At 47.5% G+C, this 16,247-nt stretch carries 13 protein-coding genes; 7 read left to right on the top strand and 6 right to left on the bottom strand.

Translation table 11 applies throughout. From position 1 onward, the window contains the following. Window positions 1–4 precede the first annotated feature (4 nt). Together DF182_RS24110 and DF182_RS24105 are read left to right on the top strand one after the other, a co-directional pair. Window positions 5–922, top strand: coding sequence for a sugar phosphate isomerase/epimerase family protein (locus tag DF182_RS24110; RefSeq protein ID WP_113618343.1), 918 nt, complete (start codon window positions 5–7; stop codon window positions 920–922). Then, window positions 919–2,358: a c-type cytochrome domain-containing protein gene (locus DF182_RS24105; RefSeq protein ID WP_113618342.1), complete on the top strand. Its 1,440-nt coding sequence runs from the start codon at window positions 919–921 to the stop codon at window positions 2,356–2,358. Before DF182_RS24110 ends, DF182_RS24105 begins: the two co-directional genes overlap by 4 nt. Here the strand turns inward: DF182_RS24105 and DF182_RS24100 are convergent. After that, the gene (locus tag DF182_RS24100) at window positions 2,355–2,969 is read right to left on the bottom strand and encodes an HPP family protein (protein WP_113618341.1); all 615 of its coding nucleotides are present in this window, start codon (window positions 2,967–2,969) and stop codon (window positions 2,355–2,357) included. The genes DF182_RS24105 and DF182_RS24100 overlap by 4 nt on opposite strands. A 398-nt stretch (window positions 2,970–3,367) precedes the next feature. Between DF182_RS24100 and DF182_RS24095 the strand changes: the two genes are divergently transcribed. From DF182_RS24095 to DF182_RS24080, 4 genes are all read left to right on the top strand, one after another. Then, window positions 3,368–5,590 carry a hypothetical protein gene (locus DF182_RS24095; RefSeq protein ID WP_113618340.1) on the top strand — a complete coding sequence of 741 codons (2,223 nt, stop codon included), beginning with the start codon at window positions 3,368–3,370 and terminating at the stop codon, window positions 5,588–5,590. Window positions 5,591–5,729: 139 nt separating this feature from the next. Continuing rightward, window positions 5,730–6,884 (top strand): BamA/TamA family outer membrane protein, encoded by a 1,155-nt coding sequence (locus tag DF182_RS24090; RefSeq protein ID WP_161964241.1) that lies wholly within the window; start codon window positions 5,730–5,732, stop codon window positions 6,882–6,884. Between the two features lie 100 nt (window positions 6,885–6,984). Beyond that, window positions 6,985–7,941: a DNA/RNA non-specific endonuclease gene (locus DF182_RS24085; protein ID WP_113618338.1), complete on the top strand. Its 957-nt coding sequence runs from the start codon at window positions 6,985–6,987 to the stop codon at window positions 7,939–7,941. Window positions 7,942–8,061: 120 nt separating this feature from the next. Continuing rightward, the gene (locus DF182_RS24080; RefSeq protein WP_147243532.1) at window positions 8,062–8,307 is read left to right on the top strand and encodes a hypothetical protein; all 246 of its coding nucleotides are present in this window, start codon (window positions 8,062–8,064) and stop codon (window positions 8,305–8,307) included. A 98-nt stretch (window positions 8,308–8,405) separates the two neighbouring features. Here DF182_RS24080 and DF182_RS24075 read toward each other — a convergent pair whose 3' ends face one another. Together DF182_RS24075 and DF182_RS24070 are read right to left on the bottom strand one after the other, a co-directional pair. Beyond that, a complete protein-coding gene (locus DF182_RS24075) occupies window positions 8,406–9,854 on the bottom strand; it encodes a DUF5689 domain-containing protein (RefSeq protein WP_113618336.1) in 1,449 nt (482 codons plus the stop codon). Between the two features lie 47 nt (window positions 9,855–9,901). Then, window positions 9,902–12,430: a TonB-dependent receptor gene (locus DF182_RS24070; protein WP_113618335.1), complete on the bottom strand. Its 2,529-nt coding sequence runs from the start codon at window positions 12,428–12,430 to the stop codon at window positions 9,902–9,904. A gap of 229 nt (window positions 12,431–12,659) precedes the next feature. Here DF182_RS24070 and DF182_RS24065 point away from each other — a divergent pair, with 229 nt between their 5' ends. Beyond that, a complete protein-coding gene (locus tag DF182_RS24065) occupies window positions 12,660–13,706 on the top strand; it encodes an endonuclease/exonuclease/phosphatase family protein (RefSeq protein ID WP_113618334.1) in 1,047 nt (348 codons plus the stop codon). A 24-nt stretch (window positions 13,707–13,730) separates the two neighbouring features. On the opposite strand, the gene xseB is transcribed toward DF182_RS24065, so the two are convergent. From xseB to DF182_RS24050, 3 genes are read right to left on the bottom strand one after another with little or no spacing between them, the layout of a single operon-like run. Continuing rightward, a complete protein-coding gene (xseB, locus tag DF182_RS24060) occupies window positions 13,731–13,943 on the bottom strand; it encodes an exodeoxyribonuclease VII small subunit (RefSeq protein ID WP_245957526.1) in 213 nt (70 codons plus the stop codon). After that, a complete protein-coding gene (gene xseA, locus DF182_RS24055) occupies window positions 13,918–15,357 on the bottom strand; it encodes an exodeoxyribonuclease VII large subunit (RefSeq protein ID WP_113618332.1) in 1,440 nt (479 codons plus the stop codon). The genes xseB and xseA overlap by 26 nt, the downstream gene beginning before the upstream one ends. Before the next feature lie 30 nt (window positions 15,358–15,387). Next, window positions 15,388–16,230 carry a DUF4846 domain-containing protein gene (locus DF182_RS24050; RefSeq protein ID WP_113618331.1) on the bottom strand — a complete coding sequence of 281 codons (843 nt, stop codon included), beginning with the start codon at window positions 16,228–16,230 and terminating at the stop codon, window positions 15,388–15,390. Window positions 16,231–16,247: the final 17 nt, after the last annotated feature.

The raw sequence follows: 16,247 nt of genomic DNA, 5'->3' as shown, positions 1-16,247 counted from the left end.
TCGCATGCATTCCAACAGAAGAACTTTCCTAAAACAGTCCGCCGTAATGAGCGGCGCTTTATGCCTGGCATCTCTGCCCTCCTTTGCCGCAGCCCCGGCCAACGGCTTCCGGCTCATTGTCATGGCTACCAACTGGGGCTATGGTGGCAGCATATACGACTTCTGCCGCGACGCACAACAAGCCGGCTACGACGGCATAGAGTTATGGTGGCCATCCGAAAAATCAGCACAGGAAGCTTTGTTTGACGCCCTGACTACATATAAGCTGCAGGTAGGATACCTCTGCGGTGGTCACGATAGCGACTATACGAAACATGCCACTCAGTATGAGAACATGCTGACAGCCGCCACCAGCAATGGACCGCGGCCGCTGTATATCAATACCCAGTCTGGTAAGGATTATTTTTCCTTTGAACAGAATACAGCCCTCATCGATATCTCCACCCGCATCACACAACGGACGGGCATTCCCATCTATCACGAAACACACCGTTCCCGCATGTTGTTTGCCGCCCATATCGCCCGGCAGTTCATCGAGGCTAAGCCTGATCTGCGGCTTACCCTGGACATCTCCCACTGGTGCAATGTACATGAGTCGTTGCTTGAAGACCAGGCAACCACTGTGGCCAAAGCGCTGGAACGCACCGGTCATATCCATGCACGCATAGGCCATCCCGAAGGCCCGCAGGTGAATGATCCGCGCGCACCCGAATGGGCCAACGCAGTGAAAGCTCATTTCAACTGGTGGGACCAGGTAGTGCAACGTCATCAGGCCGCAGGCAAACCACTCACCATACTTACGGAATTCGGGCCTGCCGACTATATGCCTGTGCTGCCGTATACCCGTCAGCCACTTGCCAACCAGTGGGACATCAATGTATACATGATGCATCAACTCAAACAGCGCTACGGAAAAAAATGAGATTATTAGCTGCTTCCGGAAACTGGAACCTGTTTATAGGCAGGATACATCCGCTGATCGTACACCTGCCCATAGGCGTCCTGATCATTACTTTTATATTGGCATTGCTGGCCCGCAACAGTAAACGGGCAGCACTTCGTACAGCCCTGCCCGTACTACTGCTGGCTGCCGCCCTCTCTGCCATCGCCAGCTGTGTGGCAGGCTACCTGCTTTCGCTCGATGGTGGTTATGATGATCATCTGCTATCCACCCATCAGTGGCTCGGTATAGGCGTGGCCGTTATCAGCGTACTGTTGTTGCTGGTCAATACACGCCAGGGCCGCTGGTCCAAAGCAGAGCTGCCACTCTTCATCGTACTGATACTGATGGTCGGCGCTGCCGGCCACTATGGCGGCTCCCTGACCCATGGCGATGATTATCTCTTTCAGGCTATGCCACCAGCCCTGCAATCATTTACTGGCAGCAAAAAGCCGGCAGATAACGTAGCCACCTATACGAATATCGGGGATGCCAGGGTATACGAAGACCTGGTGATGCCTGTATTATCCAGCCGCTGCTATGGCTGCCATAATGCACAAAAACTTAAAGGAGGACTGCGACTCGAATCCATGGCCCTCATCCGCCAGGGCGGGGAACATGGTCCTGTATTGAAAGACAGCATGCCGGAAGAAAGTGAGCTATTCAAACGACTGGTACTACCTGATAACGATGAGCACCGCATGCCGCCCAAAGGCAAACCACAGCTCACCCCTCGGGAGCTGGAACTGTTGTACTGGTGGATAGCCCAGGGAGCGCCCGCAGGTAAAACAGTAAAAGAACTGCCAGCCACACCCCGTATACAGCTGGTGCTGGAAGCGATGATGCCAGCGAAAGCCCTAGACCATAATGAATATGTACCTTCCACTGATGTAGCAGCAGCTGACCATGGAAGCCTGGCTGCCCTGGAAGCTAAAGGTGTGAAAGTATTGCCAGTAGCGGCCAACAGCCACTATCTTACTATAAGTTGTATCAATGCCGCTGGTTTTGGCGATGAAGACATGACGTTGTTGCTACCGCTAAAAGCCCAGCTGGTATGGCTCGACCTGTCCGGTACCCGCATTACAGATGCAGCGCTGGCTACCATCGGTAAACTGGCTGCGCTTACCAGACTGGAACTGAAACACACGGCCATCAAAGGAAATAACGGTAGTCCGCTGGCAACCTGTCAGGAGTTGCGTTACCTGAATCTAAGCGGCACCACGCTTAATCCCACTTTTTTTTCTACTCTCTCTAAAAACAAAAAACTGGAACAGCTGTACCTTTATCAGCGTACTACACATGACAATGCCCTGCAGTCACTACAACAGCAGCTGCCACAGCTCAGGATCGATACCGGCGGCTACCAGCTTGAAAAGCTGGCCTCCGACACGGTCCTATATCATAAAAAAACAGATTAAAACCATTTGCCTTTATCAGGGTATTTCCGGATATCGGTCATATTATTGACTGCCACCGCTACCACCAACAGGATAGCGACACCACTCGCTACAGGAGATAATACATACCAGAATCCGAGCTTCCGGATAGCGGGCGAACCAGCGATGGCCAACAAGGCTGTCGCGCCGCCCGGCGGATGTACTGTTTTGGTTATCTGCATCGCAATCAGGGACAAAGCCACCGCCAGCGAACAAGCCAGCCACTCCCACTCCGGCCAGGGAATGAGATACCGTACTGTTACGCCGATGATGGCACTCAGGATATGCCCGCCAACCAGGTTACGCGGCTGTGCCAACGGACTTTGTGTATGCCCGTAGATCAAAATAGCTGATGCCCCGAAAGAGCCTATCAGGAAAAGATTATCCTTTATAGCCATATAATAATAACTGAGCAACCCGATGGAAGCTATGCCTATAAAGGCTCCTATAAATGACCAATAGATATTTTTTTTGTCAATCAGGGTTTCCCGGTACACCACATAACGCGCGATGCGTATGCCCCTATGAACTGTGATTTTTCTGATTTTTTTTGATGCTCCTGATGAGCGAAGACCTCTTTTTGTTATTTGCATTGATTGAATAATATAATAATCGCGGCGTAAAATTATATAGGATGAATGCACTTTTACAACAGAGATTTAAAAAATATCATCCTTCCTTCTCATAAAAAATCAATCTCCCCACATCAGGAGAATCAAAAAAATCAAAAAAAATCACAGTTAAAATTATAGTGCGCAAAAAGACTGCGCACATGTATCTGCATCTTTGTATTGTTGAAACGGTCAAGTAAAAGTTACTACTACGATTATGGTTCGATTACTTCTACGATTACGGTTTCTCATCACAATCATTTCACAGTTATCATAGTTATCATAGTTATCATAGTTATCATAGTTAAGGTCAATTGTTGCTTACTTCTTTTTTTGGATAAAAATAGCAACAAGATTATCTGATTATAATTCTACATATCATGAACAACATTTTATCCGTAGCCATACGGCAGCAAGCCATCTATGTTTCTTCCAAGGCATCCACTGAGAACATGACCCTGGCTACAGCCGCGCTGGTTGCCGGTTTGAATAAACTTGGCTATACGATATCCGAACCATTGTTACATGCCCTTCAGCATACTACCCCTGACTATCATGCCCAGATACTGCGGCACCTGCGGAAAGTGATGGGCGTAGGTTTAAACTGGGCTCCGCTGGTGAAAAACTGGAGCGAGCCTACCGGTGAAACCACCGCAGACCACATCATTACCTACTTCACCAATCTGCTGGGCCTTAGCGGTGGTACCAGACTGGCCTGTGGGCATCTGATCCCACCTGATACATTTCCGCTGGAACGATACAATGGCTGCCCTTTCTGTGGGATGCCTCTGGAAACCGCTACAGCAGTGTATTCAGGACAAGCCAGCAAATTGCGGGTACTGGAGCTTTGGACCGATGATGATGCCACTGAGTTCCTCAAAAACCTGTTGGCCTCAAAAACAGCATTGGATGCTACGCAACAGGAAAGCCTGCGGCAGCTGCTTGCTACGCTTCCGATGCCGGCAGTAAAAATCACTATCAAAGAAACCCTTATGATGGTGGTAGACATCCTGATTGAGCAGGACCAGGCAACAGCGGCGCAACATCTCTTTAATACCCCAACAGATATCTTACGGTACCTCTGGTACAAACACACCGGCTTCCTGCAGCTGGTAAGCCCTAAGACCGTGGCACGCCGTCAGCAACGTAACCAGCAGCACCTGGCATACCCTAAAACAACGGAAGCCAAAACATCCGTCAAAGCTTCCCTGAAGTTGAAATACGGACGTAAACAGGCTTTAATGGTAGCCCAATGGATGAATGCCCTGCCTGCCGATGCAGCGAAGATCTGTGCAGACATGCATCCTCAACGTGAGATGTGGGTACGTTTTATCAGAGCGCTGCGCCTTGCGGAATACAGCAAGCGTGCGGGTTTTGAGCAACTGCAAACGATCATGGACAGATTTTACCGTGGTGATTATGAAGTATGGCAGGCAAGAGTGAACCAGTTTCGGTTACGCTGTGATGCAGCCAGCACGTTTTATCTGCTGCAGCAGCGTCCGGGGATGTTTGCCCGTTCCTTGTTTGCCAATATGTTGTGGTTTGGCCCGGAAGCAGCCATCAGCGCGTTTTCGCAGGTAGCCGATAAAGTGCCTGCACGCTTGTTGTTTACCCTGCAGATGTATGCCAGCTATTACTTCGACCATCAGGCGATCCGTTTTGTGAAACCGTTGGGTGGTGGTACGGTCAAACAACTGCAGCCTAACAAACTGCTGGCGCTGTATGACCAACAGGAGCTGGAGCAGATGCAGCAGGCAGTAACCAACCTTTGTCTGACTGCTACTAAAAAACGTTTTGCAGCCGTCCCAACAGATGCCCGTACGATGTATATAGATCCTGCTTTATTCCGTATACCGCTCGCCATTGGCGACCGTAGCGAACAAATACAGGATCTGTCTGCCACCCTGATGGGGACCCGTTTTCCAGTGCAAGGCGACAAGGTGAGGCTGTTTATGCAGTGGGGTAAAGGAATGCCTGCCCAGCACCTTGATATGGACCTGAGCTGTCATATCAGCTATGAAGATAGTATAGACTTCTGCTCTTTCGCCAAATTACAGACAACCGGTTGTCTGCATAGTGGAGACATCCGCTATATACCAGCCCAGACAGGTACTGCCGAATACATAGAGCTGGACCTGCCCGTACTGGCAGCTGCTGGCGCCCGTTATGTCACCTTCACCTGTAACGCCTACACTGCAGGGGCACTTGTTCCTGAAATGGTAGTCGGATGGATGAACAGTGCACATAAAATGAAGATCTCCGAAAAAACAGGCGTGGCCTATGATCCTTCCTGCGTACAGCACCAGGTGCGCATCACAAAAGGACTGACCAAAGGGCTGGCATTCGGAGTGCTGGATGTGGCTGCTGCCACTATCATCTGGCTGGAGATGCCTTTCGAAGGCCAGGTTGTTCAAGGGTTGAGAGCCAATAACGTACAGGGAATCCTGCGTAAACTGGACCAGAAACTGAGCATTGGTCAATTATTGGAAATAAAAGCCGCTGCGCAAGAACTACAGATAACTGATAGTCTGCAAGCCGATGAGACATATACCGCCCAATGGGCCATGGATACAGCCGCCGTGACAAAACTATTCATCGATTGATGTGTTAACCCTTTTATAACGGCAGCCAGGCATTTTTGTCTGGCTGCCCTGCTTTTATACTATCCGTTCTCATTTTCCGTTTTGATGCCTGGCAACTGTTTATTGGTTATTGTTGTTATATTGAATGACAGGTATTCACATGATAAGAAAACTCTTACTTCTGCTATTTGTTGGTTGCAGTTATAAGGCACTGGCCCAACAAGATACTGTTCCTCGGAGCGGTACCGACACAACAGTCCACAATGGGCTGTACCAACGCATTCTACACTATCTGCAACATACCAATGAAGAAAGGAAACATAAAAAAGTAGATCTCAGCTTTATCGGTGGGCCTGTATATACACCGGAAACCAGTGCCGGCATTGCTGTAATGGTAGCCGCACAATACCGTACCGACCGGGCAGACAGCTTGTTGCCTGTTTCCAATGTAGCTGTTTTCGGTTCCGTATCCCTCACCGGCTTTTATGGCATCGGTATCAACAATACCACCATCTTCCCTAAAGACCGTTTCCGCATGAGCATCAGAGCCTCTTTCAGCTCACGCCCCGACAAATACTGGGGTATTGGCTATGACGCCGGTTCCGACAAAAATCATTATACCAAATACCTGTTGCTTACAGAGAAGTTTCAGTCAGACTTCAGTATCAACCTGAGCAATAAATTTTATGCAGGTGCCAGTATACATATACAAAACGCACAGGCCAGAGATATTGACACAGCAGGAGGCAAACCGCTCATGCAGCCCGACAATGTTTTCGGCATGGGCATAGGTCCATTTGTAGTGTATGATACACGGGACTTCATCCCTAACCCCTCCAGAGGCATGTTTGCAAGAGTAGGCTACCGCTTCTACCCTTCCTTTCTGGGTAACAAAACTGTTTTCTCCAAACTGGAACTACAGTATGACTGGTACCATCGTTTGTGGCGTGGTGCTATTGTTGCTACTGATATCTATGCAGAACAACAAAATGGCGACGTCCCCTGGAACCTGCTGTCACAGGCTGGCGGCACCAACCGGCTACGTGGTTATTATGAAGGCCGTTTCCGCGACCGTAACTATCTCACAGGCCAGGCAGAGCTACGGCAGCGTATCTACCGCCGCAGCGGCTGTGTATTATGGGTGGGCGGCGGCAATGTATTCCCGCGCTTCAATGAACTGAGCTTGAGTGAAACACTGATCAGCTACGGGATTGGTTATCGGTGGGAATTCAAAAACCGGGTGAATATACGCCTGGACTATGGCCGCGGCAGAGACCAATCCGGCTTTTACTTTGGCATCAACGAAGTATTCTGATTACTATCTTTCACGTATACACGTTTTATTCTGATTATTTCACGTTGTTTTAACATTAAAGTGCTTCCTTTGCATTTTTAAATTTCACAACGAGGGATAGATGAGAATTAACTTTAGACTGCTAGCGACCTATATCGCTCTGCTACTGATCGTTGCCTGTGCCAAGGATGACATCCGCAAATCCGCTCCCGGTACGGCCGGCAAACCAGACACCATTGTCGTAAATCCACCTGTAACACCTACTGAACCAGGCGCTGTTCCTGGTGATAATGGACACCTGTTGCTGGGTAATCCAACAGATGCAAAATCAGATCTTGTTCTCCTTGAGAACTACCTGATGGATCAACAGTATTTTATGGAAGCTTATAGTAAAAACGACGGTATCCCCGTTTGGGTAAGCTGGCATCTGCAGGCTGAAGATTGCCCAGGAACTATTGATCGTTCTAATGATTTCAGATCAGACATCAATCTTCCTAAGGGCTGGTACCAGGTATTGGCCTCCAGCTACGCCGGTAGCGTAACAGGTTTTGATCGCGGCCACAACTGCCCTTCAGGCGACCGCACTGCCACTAAACCTGCCAACAGCGCTACTTTCCTGATGACCAACATGATTCCGCAGGCTGCTTCACTCAACCAGATACCCTGGGCTAATATGGAAGATTTTATCCGTCAGACTGTTAAAAACGGTAATGAAGCTTTCATCGTTATGGGTTCTTATGGCAAAGGCGGACGCGGAGACAAACAAACTGCTTTCGTGGAAACACTGGACGATGGCAGGATTACAGTACCCAAACAAGTATGGAAAGTAGTAGTGATCATTCCTAAAGGTACCAATGACCTGGCTCGTGTAGACGCTAATGCTACTGTAATCGCTGTAGATATGCCGAACGACAACACACTCTATACCGGCTCCGGAAAAACTACTGCATGGAAAGACTATGTCTGCACTGTAGAAACACTGGAAGCCAAAGCCAAAGCGGCCGGCGTTCCACTGGACCTGTTTAAGAAACTGCCCGAAAGCGTAAGAACACAGCTGAAGAAAAAGCTGTACAAATAAACTGATTAATTTTAAACTGCCGCCTCCGGCAGGCACGGATATAAAAGGCTGACCAGAAAGTATTCTTTTACTTTGGTCAGCCTTTTTTACATTAATGTTGTTAGCCTTTAATCAATATTTATGAGTGAGGATCGCGTATCGTTTACCATACTCAATCAATCTGAAAAAGACATGTATATTATACATGAGCCAGAAGCCTTTGAATTTCTACTACCTCCCGGCGAAGAAGTGGTAGTAGAAATGAAACCCTGTAAAAGAGGAGTTGCTTTAGGACAATCCATATACAACGGACATTGTGTAACTGCCATCCTGGATGCCAATAGCCTGTATAACGTTTATTATAAAGGGAAAGACGTGTTTAAATAAACCGTAACCTCAGATAGGGTTATTGATTAAATCTTAAAATACAAAAGCCCCATTGATTGTAGAAATCAATGGGGCTTTGCCTTTTATAATCCTAATTATTAATTCCAGGAGAACTGCACATCATCGATAGCAGAAGATGCTCTGTTTCCAGAGTTTAAGGTTTTACCCAGCGTAACAATACGGATATATACTTTATTACTATTGTTATCCAATGCGCTACCGAAATCAACGGTCACAGTGTTACTAGCAGCGGTAGAACCACCGGTAGTCATTGTGCCTACAGCGTTAGCAGTAGTGAAGGACGTAGGTGTATCACCGGTACCGTAGTCTACAGCCCAGGTAGTCACACGCGCGCTGGAAGCATCCAGTGACTGCAGTTTAAAGCTCATTTTCAGGTTCTTTTTACCTGTAGTGTTTTTGATTTCAAATACAAATGCAACACCCGCCTCTACTGATCCGGTCTGACGAACACCAAGTGCACGGTTTGTAGCTGCTGACTGTTTAGCCGAGTCCAAAGTCATATCTGTTCCGGAAGCAAAATTCTTAAATCCGAAAGCTACGTCAGTCCATTTCAAAGGAGCTTTCTTGAAAGCAGCGATAGAATCATTACCAAGATAAGTAGCAGACGCACTGGCTCTAACAGTAACGCCTATTGGCAGTTCAGTTGCGATATCATCAAAATTGATCAGTAACGGAGATGTTTTCAGCTCAATGTTAGTAGCCGGAGGAACAACTGGCTCGTTACGAGCACCAGTCATTTTAGCGACGTCAGTCACATCGCGGATTACCAGCTGATTGTCTGCGTTGAAGATGGTATAGATACCAGTCAGTTCACCACTGCCTTTAGGTGCTTTAGTAGCAGCGAAGTTGGCATAGCTGCTAGTGCGGATTACCAGGCTGCCTTTGGTAGTATCCTGAACACTGATGCTTACATAAGCCTGTCCTTTTGTTGGATCACCGAAAGTTTTGCTGGTATCTGCAACTGATACCTGTGCTTTTTTGATTTTCACCAGCATGTTCTGGTATTTGCCGTTCAGCTGGTCCAGGGCCAGTTCCAGCGGAGCAACTACGTTACCGGCGCTACCACCTACCAGGAAACTGTCAATCAGTGCCTGCGGAATACGTACGGGTTGTTTGGAATCATTCACACCATAACCCAGTTCCAGCAAACCGCCGTAAGCGCCCAGGGTCAGGCCTTTGGCTTTGATGAATACTCTGCGGCCGATAGGATATTTAGCATTCAGGTTGGAGGCATCCAGCTGGATGTTGATACCAGCAGTGTTATCCTGGATAACGATCTGTTTGAACAGGTTTCCGGATTTGTCGTCACCGATTACCACACCAGACAACACTATATCATTGGTGATGTCTACAGGAGCGCCTTTGTACATCGCCTGCAGTTCAGCCAGGGTATTGGTTACTTTCAGATCAGGATTACCATCTTTATAGGGTGGTTCGTCAAAAGTTTTTTTACAACCGGCAACAACCAGGGCCAGCATCAGCATTGCACCGGAGAATTGTACGAATTGTTTATACAATTTATTCATCTGATATTCAGTTTAATAATTTTAGTTATACTTTATCTTTTTCACTATTACATGCGCAAAGCCAGACTAGCAAAGTAGTTCAGGCCATATGCATAATAATACTTGGCAGGGAATTTATTCACGTTCTTATCGGTGTAGTCGAAACGCAGCTGTTCAAAACCACCGGTAATCATTTTCTGATTATTCAGCAGATTGTTGACACCTGCGGTGAATACCAGTGTAGATCTGATTTTGCCGGTTTTGATACGGAAGGTTTTACCACCGAAGATGTCTACGGTTGTTTGACCTGACAGTTGTTCCTGTGCGAGGATGCTCTTCCACAGATCGGAACCAGGCTCAACACCATTGGTAGCGCGTTCTGTACGTCTGATAGGGTTCATGCTCACCCACATCTGATCGAAGTAGTTTACGTTAAGGTTCACGAACCAGGATTTTTTACCCTGATAGTTGAGTCCTACAGTATATGCTTCCTGCGGTGTCTGGCCGATGCGATAGTTTTTGGAATAAACGGTTTCGTTGGCCAGTACGGTAGCGCTGTTGTCTACAGTTACCACTGCATTCTGACGGGTATTGTAGTAGTAGCGTCCGATGTTGGCAGCAGCTTTAACGCTCAAACCTTTGTACAGCGGTGCTTCCAGACCGATCTCGATACCATAATGTTCTTTACCGATATTGGAAAGCGCATAGTTCACAAAGTTCTGGTAGCTGTCGTCGTAGTAGCTCAGCACGTCCATACCATCTTTGAAGTTGGTATAATAACCATTGAGACGGAACTTCAGCTTTTCCCAGTTGAGCACATAACCAGCTTCCACATCAATGATCTGTTCGGAACGAACATCGTTCTGGGCAGTGTTACGTATACGCGGAGAGGTGAACACACTTTCCACGAAAGGTGCGCGGGTAGCGTAAGAGCCGTTGGCGAACAGATAGTTGCGGCCATCTATTTTCCAGGTGATACCACCTTTGGCAGCGTAGTTGATAAAGGTGTAAACGGTAGACTTGCCTTTGGAATTATCAGGATACAGACCATTACGTACATTACCGGTTCTCCACATGGAAGTGGAAGAATAAGCGCCGGAGAGGAAAAAGTCGAAGTGGTTGTATTTGAAGACCGTTTGCATAAAGGCTTTGGCTTCGTTGAGGTTCAACGTATAGTCGTAACCGAATTTATCATTCTTTTTCAGTACACGGTTAGGATCGTCCAGATCGTTCTGATTCATCTGGCTGCTGCCCGGGAAGTCCCTTTCAGCAAACTGGTTCAGGTTGAGATAATAATCACCACCCAGCAGATCATTTACTCTTTTGAAGTTGTGGTCCTGTTGTACATTATAAGAGATACCTGCGGTGAACTCAATATTTTTATCCAGCAGGGTATTATAAACGGAGTTGAAATTACCTTTTTGTGTAGCGGTAATTCTGTCTTCCAGAATATAACGGGAACGCAGACCATCTTTGCCAATGCTGTGACGGTTTACTTCGTATAAGTTGTCCCAGTTGATCTGGCGTGCATTTACATCGTTAGTAAAGATACCGGTGAGCAGCTGACGGGTAGCGTCATCGGTGGCGTAGCTGGGTAAGTTGCGGTAGTAATCCGGGCGTGGGTCCGGAGCGTTGTACCAGTCCAGCGCGGTGCGGGTACGGTCACCAAAAGAGTAGGAACCTGTTGTTTTCAGGCTGCTTTTATTATCGATGGTCCATTCGTGGTTGAGGATAAAATAAGGTTGGAAGTTGCTGGAATAGTTGGCACTTCTTTTTTTACCCTGTTGATAACCCCAGGAAGGATTGTAGAAATTGGAACCTGCGAGGTCATACATTTCCTGTGTGGCCGCGGTTTGTCCACCATAAACGGTGGGCGTACCGAAGGTAGTGAATGACAGCAGGTGATGTTTGTTGATTTTTTTGTCGATGGATGCGAAGTAGGAAGCACCGTTATAAAAAGTACCATCTACATAACCCTGGCCGGCGTAGCGGAAAGAACCGGCTACGGAAAAGGCCCATCCGTTGGACATCAGACCGGTAGACCAGCTGGCCATTACACGGTTGTTGTAGTTGCGGTTGGATTGTGCATAACCTACACTCAGCTCTTTGCTTTGTTTGGATGCACGGGTGTCGATGTAGTTGGCTCCACCGATATCGCCGTAGGCAAAATCGATAGGACGCAGGCCAATGCTGGTGATACGGCTGCGCATCACATCATTGAGACCACCCCATAAACTCCAGGCCGTATAGCCGTTGGTGAGATTTTTAACAGGCGCTCCATTGATATAGGTATCAAAGTAGGAAGCATCATAACCGCGTAATTTAAAGCGGGCCGCATTAAAATTAAATACGCCGGAATAATAAGGATCACGGCCGCCATAAAGGATGGAGGAGATGCTTTGTCCGGATGAACCGGCATTGTTGTCAGCATCATTCTCGTCCAATACAATTACGGGGATGTTGCTCCTGATATCTTCCTTTAGCTCCAGTGCTGCCACACTGTCTTTCTTCACCTGGGAAAAAACGCCGGGAGCAGCAAGCAGCAAGCTTATTCCCGTAAACAGTCTTTTGGAAAAAATCCTAGCAGATCTATTCATGCATTGTAATTTGTACAGATTCGTTGGTCCGGGTTATTATCACTAGGTCTACAAACAGATTTTGTTGGCACAGAGATAATTTTAAAAATCAAGGTCGCAAAGCTAAGGTATTTTTTTATCGGTATAGACACTTGTTTACGATCTCTTAATATTAGTTAACACTGATTAACACTAATCAGCTGCGAGAAAAAATTCCATTATCTTTGCGCCCCATAACATTGGCATACACATGATCAGAAGAGGATTATTATGGCTATCTCTGTGCTTGGCCGTGACCTGCACCTATGCTCAAAGCAAACAGTATAAAGTAGTCAACATCGGGTTTTATAACCTGGAAAACTTTTACGACACTACCCATCAGCAAGGGGTAAACGATTATGAATTTCTGCCGCAGGGACAGAAACGATATACCGGTGAAGTATATCTTGACAAGGTTAAAAACCTCGCCAGCGTAATAAAAGATATTGGCACCAACATTTCTCCGGAAGGACTGACTATTCTTGGCGTAGCGGAAATAGAGACCCGTGGCGTGCTGGAAGATCTTACACAACACCCGTTATTAAAAGACCGTGGTTATGAAATCGTGCACTATAATTCTCCTGATGCCAGAGGCGTAGATGTAGGACTCCTGTATAATCCCCGGCATTTTAAGGTGGAACACAGTGCTCCCCTGCCGGTAGAACTCCCTGCAGATGCGGCCGGCAACCGTCATAAAACAAGAGATGTATTGTGGGTAAAAGGTAACCTCGACGGACAAACGTTGCACGTGCTGGTAAACCACTGGCCTTCCAGACTGGGTGGTGAAGCGGCTTCCGCGCCATTGCGCGCTATTGCAGCAAATGTCTGTCGTACACTTATTGACTCCGTGTTGCAGCAGGAACCCGATGCCAATATCGTAGTGATGGGTGACCTCAATGACAACCCTACCAATGAAAGCCTTACCCGCGTGCTGAAAGCCGGCGGTGATCAGCAAAAGCTGAAAGCCGGTGAACTTTTCAATCCATGGGTATCTTTCTACAACAAAGGTATCGGCACCCTCGCCTATCAGGATGCCTGGGCATTATTCGACCAGATCGTCATCTCCCAGAATCTGTTGTCAAAAAAAGAAGGACAGTTCCGTTTTTATAAAGCCAATATTTTTAAACGGGATGATATGATACAGACCAGTGGCCGTTATAAGGGCTATCCCAAACGGACCTACGATTTTGATAACTATGCGGGTGGTTTCTCCGATCACTTCCCGACATTCATCTCTTTGATAAAAGCAATTGAATAACCCGTTAAATAAAAGCAGGCCGGATTAAGCTCCCGGCTTGCTTTCCATTTGTTTGATAATATTGTTGACCTCCGCTTCCGTGGCCCTCAGCTTTTGCTGACAGAACTCTATCAACAGGGAAGCCCGTTTTACTCTTTCTGCCAGTACATCTACTGAAACGGTTTCATTTTCTATTTCTGCTGCAATCTCCTGCAGCTCAGCATAAGCGGCTTCATAAGTCAGTTCCTGTTCCATCATGCGGTGTTTTTGCTGTAACGGTGGCTTCCAGTGATGCATCGTGCAGCCGTACTGTAATGGGGCTGCCAGGATTTACCGGAAGAGCGCTGTTGATAATTTTATCGCCTGCATATACAATGGCAAAGCCACGTTTCAGTATATTAACAGGACTCATCAATTTAAATAAGGTATCGTAATGTGCCAGCTGCCCGCGTTTGTTCTGCGTATACAGCCGGTTAAAGGATCGGATGTTGGCTACCAGGTGCTGCAGCTCGTTTTGTTTGGCTGCCATCACTATCCGGGGCCGGGATAATATCCCGCTGCTCAGGTTCAGCAACGCATGTTGATGCTGCTGCAATACTGAACGGGAGCCATGCGACACCAGACTATGATATCCGTGTAATATTTCACGGTGATGCTGTAACACGGTACGGGACTGGTTGATCACGGCAGCATTCAACGCCGACAAGGCCTTGTAATGTTCTGAAAAGAGTTGCTGAGCCTTGATCAGAATGGTTTGTTGCAATCCGCTCACAGCATCCTCAAAAGATTTGTTATGTGCAATGATCAGTTCTGCTGCCTTGGTGGGCGTTTTGGTAGGACTATGCGCCATCATATCGGTGATGGTCTCGTTTTTCTGGTGACCGATACCGGTAATAACAGGAATGGGAAACTTGGCTACAGCTCTGCCCAACAGGAAAGTGTCAAATAACAGGAAGTCTGTTTGCGCGCCACCGCCGCGGATAATCACCACTGCATCATAAGGAACACCACTCATATACACATCAATCAGCCGCTGTTGTACCAGCTCTGCTTTTGTTTCTCCCTGTACAACAGTAAAATAAGTGTCAACCTGAAACTTATAACCAAAACGATTATAATCCAGCGTATGCCGGAAATCCTGAAAACCCGCAGAGTTTCCGGAAGTAATGACTGCGATTTTCTGAATGACTGCCCCGAAGGATAATTGACTGTTTCGTGTAATATATCGATCGCCTACCTTACGGATAAAGTCCGAACATTCCGTTAGTAATCTTTGCAGGGTCTGTTGTTTCTGCTGCTCCAGCATACCAATGGTAAAGCTGGTATCGATATCGAGCAGAGTAATCTGCAGGCCATGCACCTGATGATAGCTGACAGCCACTTTCACCAATACATGAATATCATTCCTGAACTGCTGGCCGGTCACATATTCAAACTCCCGGATACGTATGGCACCATTGCCCCAGGCCACTGCAGACACTTTGGCCACGATGGCGCTGGAGGAAGTATCTTTTTCCACCAGATCGAAATAATGATACCCTTTCTGGGCATAGAAAGAATGATTGGTTACATCGGCCACCACCCAATAGGTTTCATCTCCAAATACATTGGAAAGGGCCTGCTGGATCTTGCCGGTAAGCGCAGAGAGTTTTATGGATTCGGATGCAGTCATGGGTGACTGTAAAGATAGTGAAAAGCACCATCATCCCGGAAAACGGGCCAGCTCAGACTGACTGAATATCCATTCCGGCGTGATCAGTTTTCCCTCGAAGGAAGCCGGGTACCAGGGGCCCGTAGCAGCAGGATTTTTGAGGACATGGATATTCTGAGCAGGCATATAACTCTGTGCCAGCAGGAAAACCTTCTCCCCTGCTGTATTTCGGGCTACGTCCATCACAATCACCGCATGTCCGGGAGAACCTCCTCTGATAAATACATCCCCCGGCAATATCTCACGCGTAGCCTCCACCGTTTGCAGCTCCCTGCTCAGCGACAAGGTACCTGCATACGCAAATACCGTCTGAAGATATTGCATAAAACCTACCCTATCGATAGAAGGCTGTGCCAGCCGTTGTTTGCTGAGTTTACCCTTTTGCAGTACAAAACGATAACCCTGCCTCCAGCTGGCGTAATCCATCCAGGTACCATCTGTTGCATGAAAACCGATCTGTTGTTCTTTGCCCGATGTATACAGGTATTCGGCATACAGGCGCATCACAGCGTCTGCACATTGCTGCAGATCACGATCGCCCACGGAAATATCAAGAACGGCATATTGCGCTTCCTGATTGGCTTTGCGACGACCATCATACAGATACACAGTATGATCTTTCTTTAAAGCCATTTTACGAAGCCAGGCGCCAAAAGTACCAGGCGCCTGAGGAATGCGGGCATAGCCAGCCGGCAGTGGAATTTCGCCTACAGTGGCTGGCGCTGCTGCCTTCACATCTGCAGCTGGCGTGTCCGGCAAAGTATGGCCGGCAGCATTACAGGCGCTGATACCGGCACAAAGGGTCAATAACTGAATGGCATGTACGGTACGCATAGGTAGTATTTAGCTGG

Origin of the sequence: Chitinophaga flava (assembly GCF_003308995.1) — a bacterium.
Taxonomy (GTDB): Bacteria; Bacteroidota; Bacteroidia; order Chitinophagales; family Chitinophagaceae; genus Chitinophaga; species Chitinophaga flava.
Note: the sequence above shows the minus strand (reverse complement) of the source record. Positions and strands in the feature narration are given on the sequence as shown.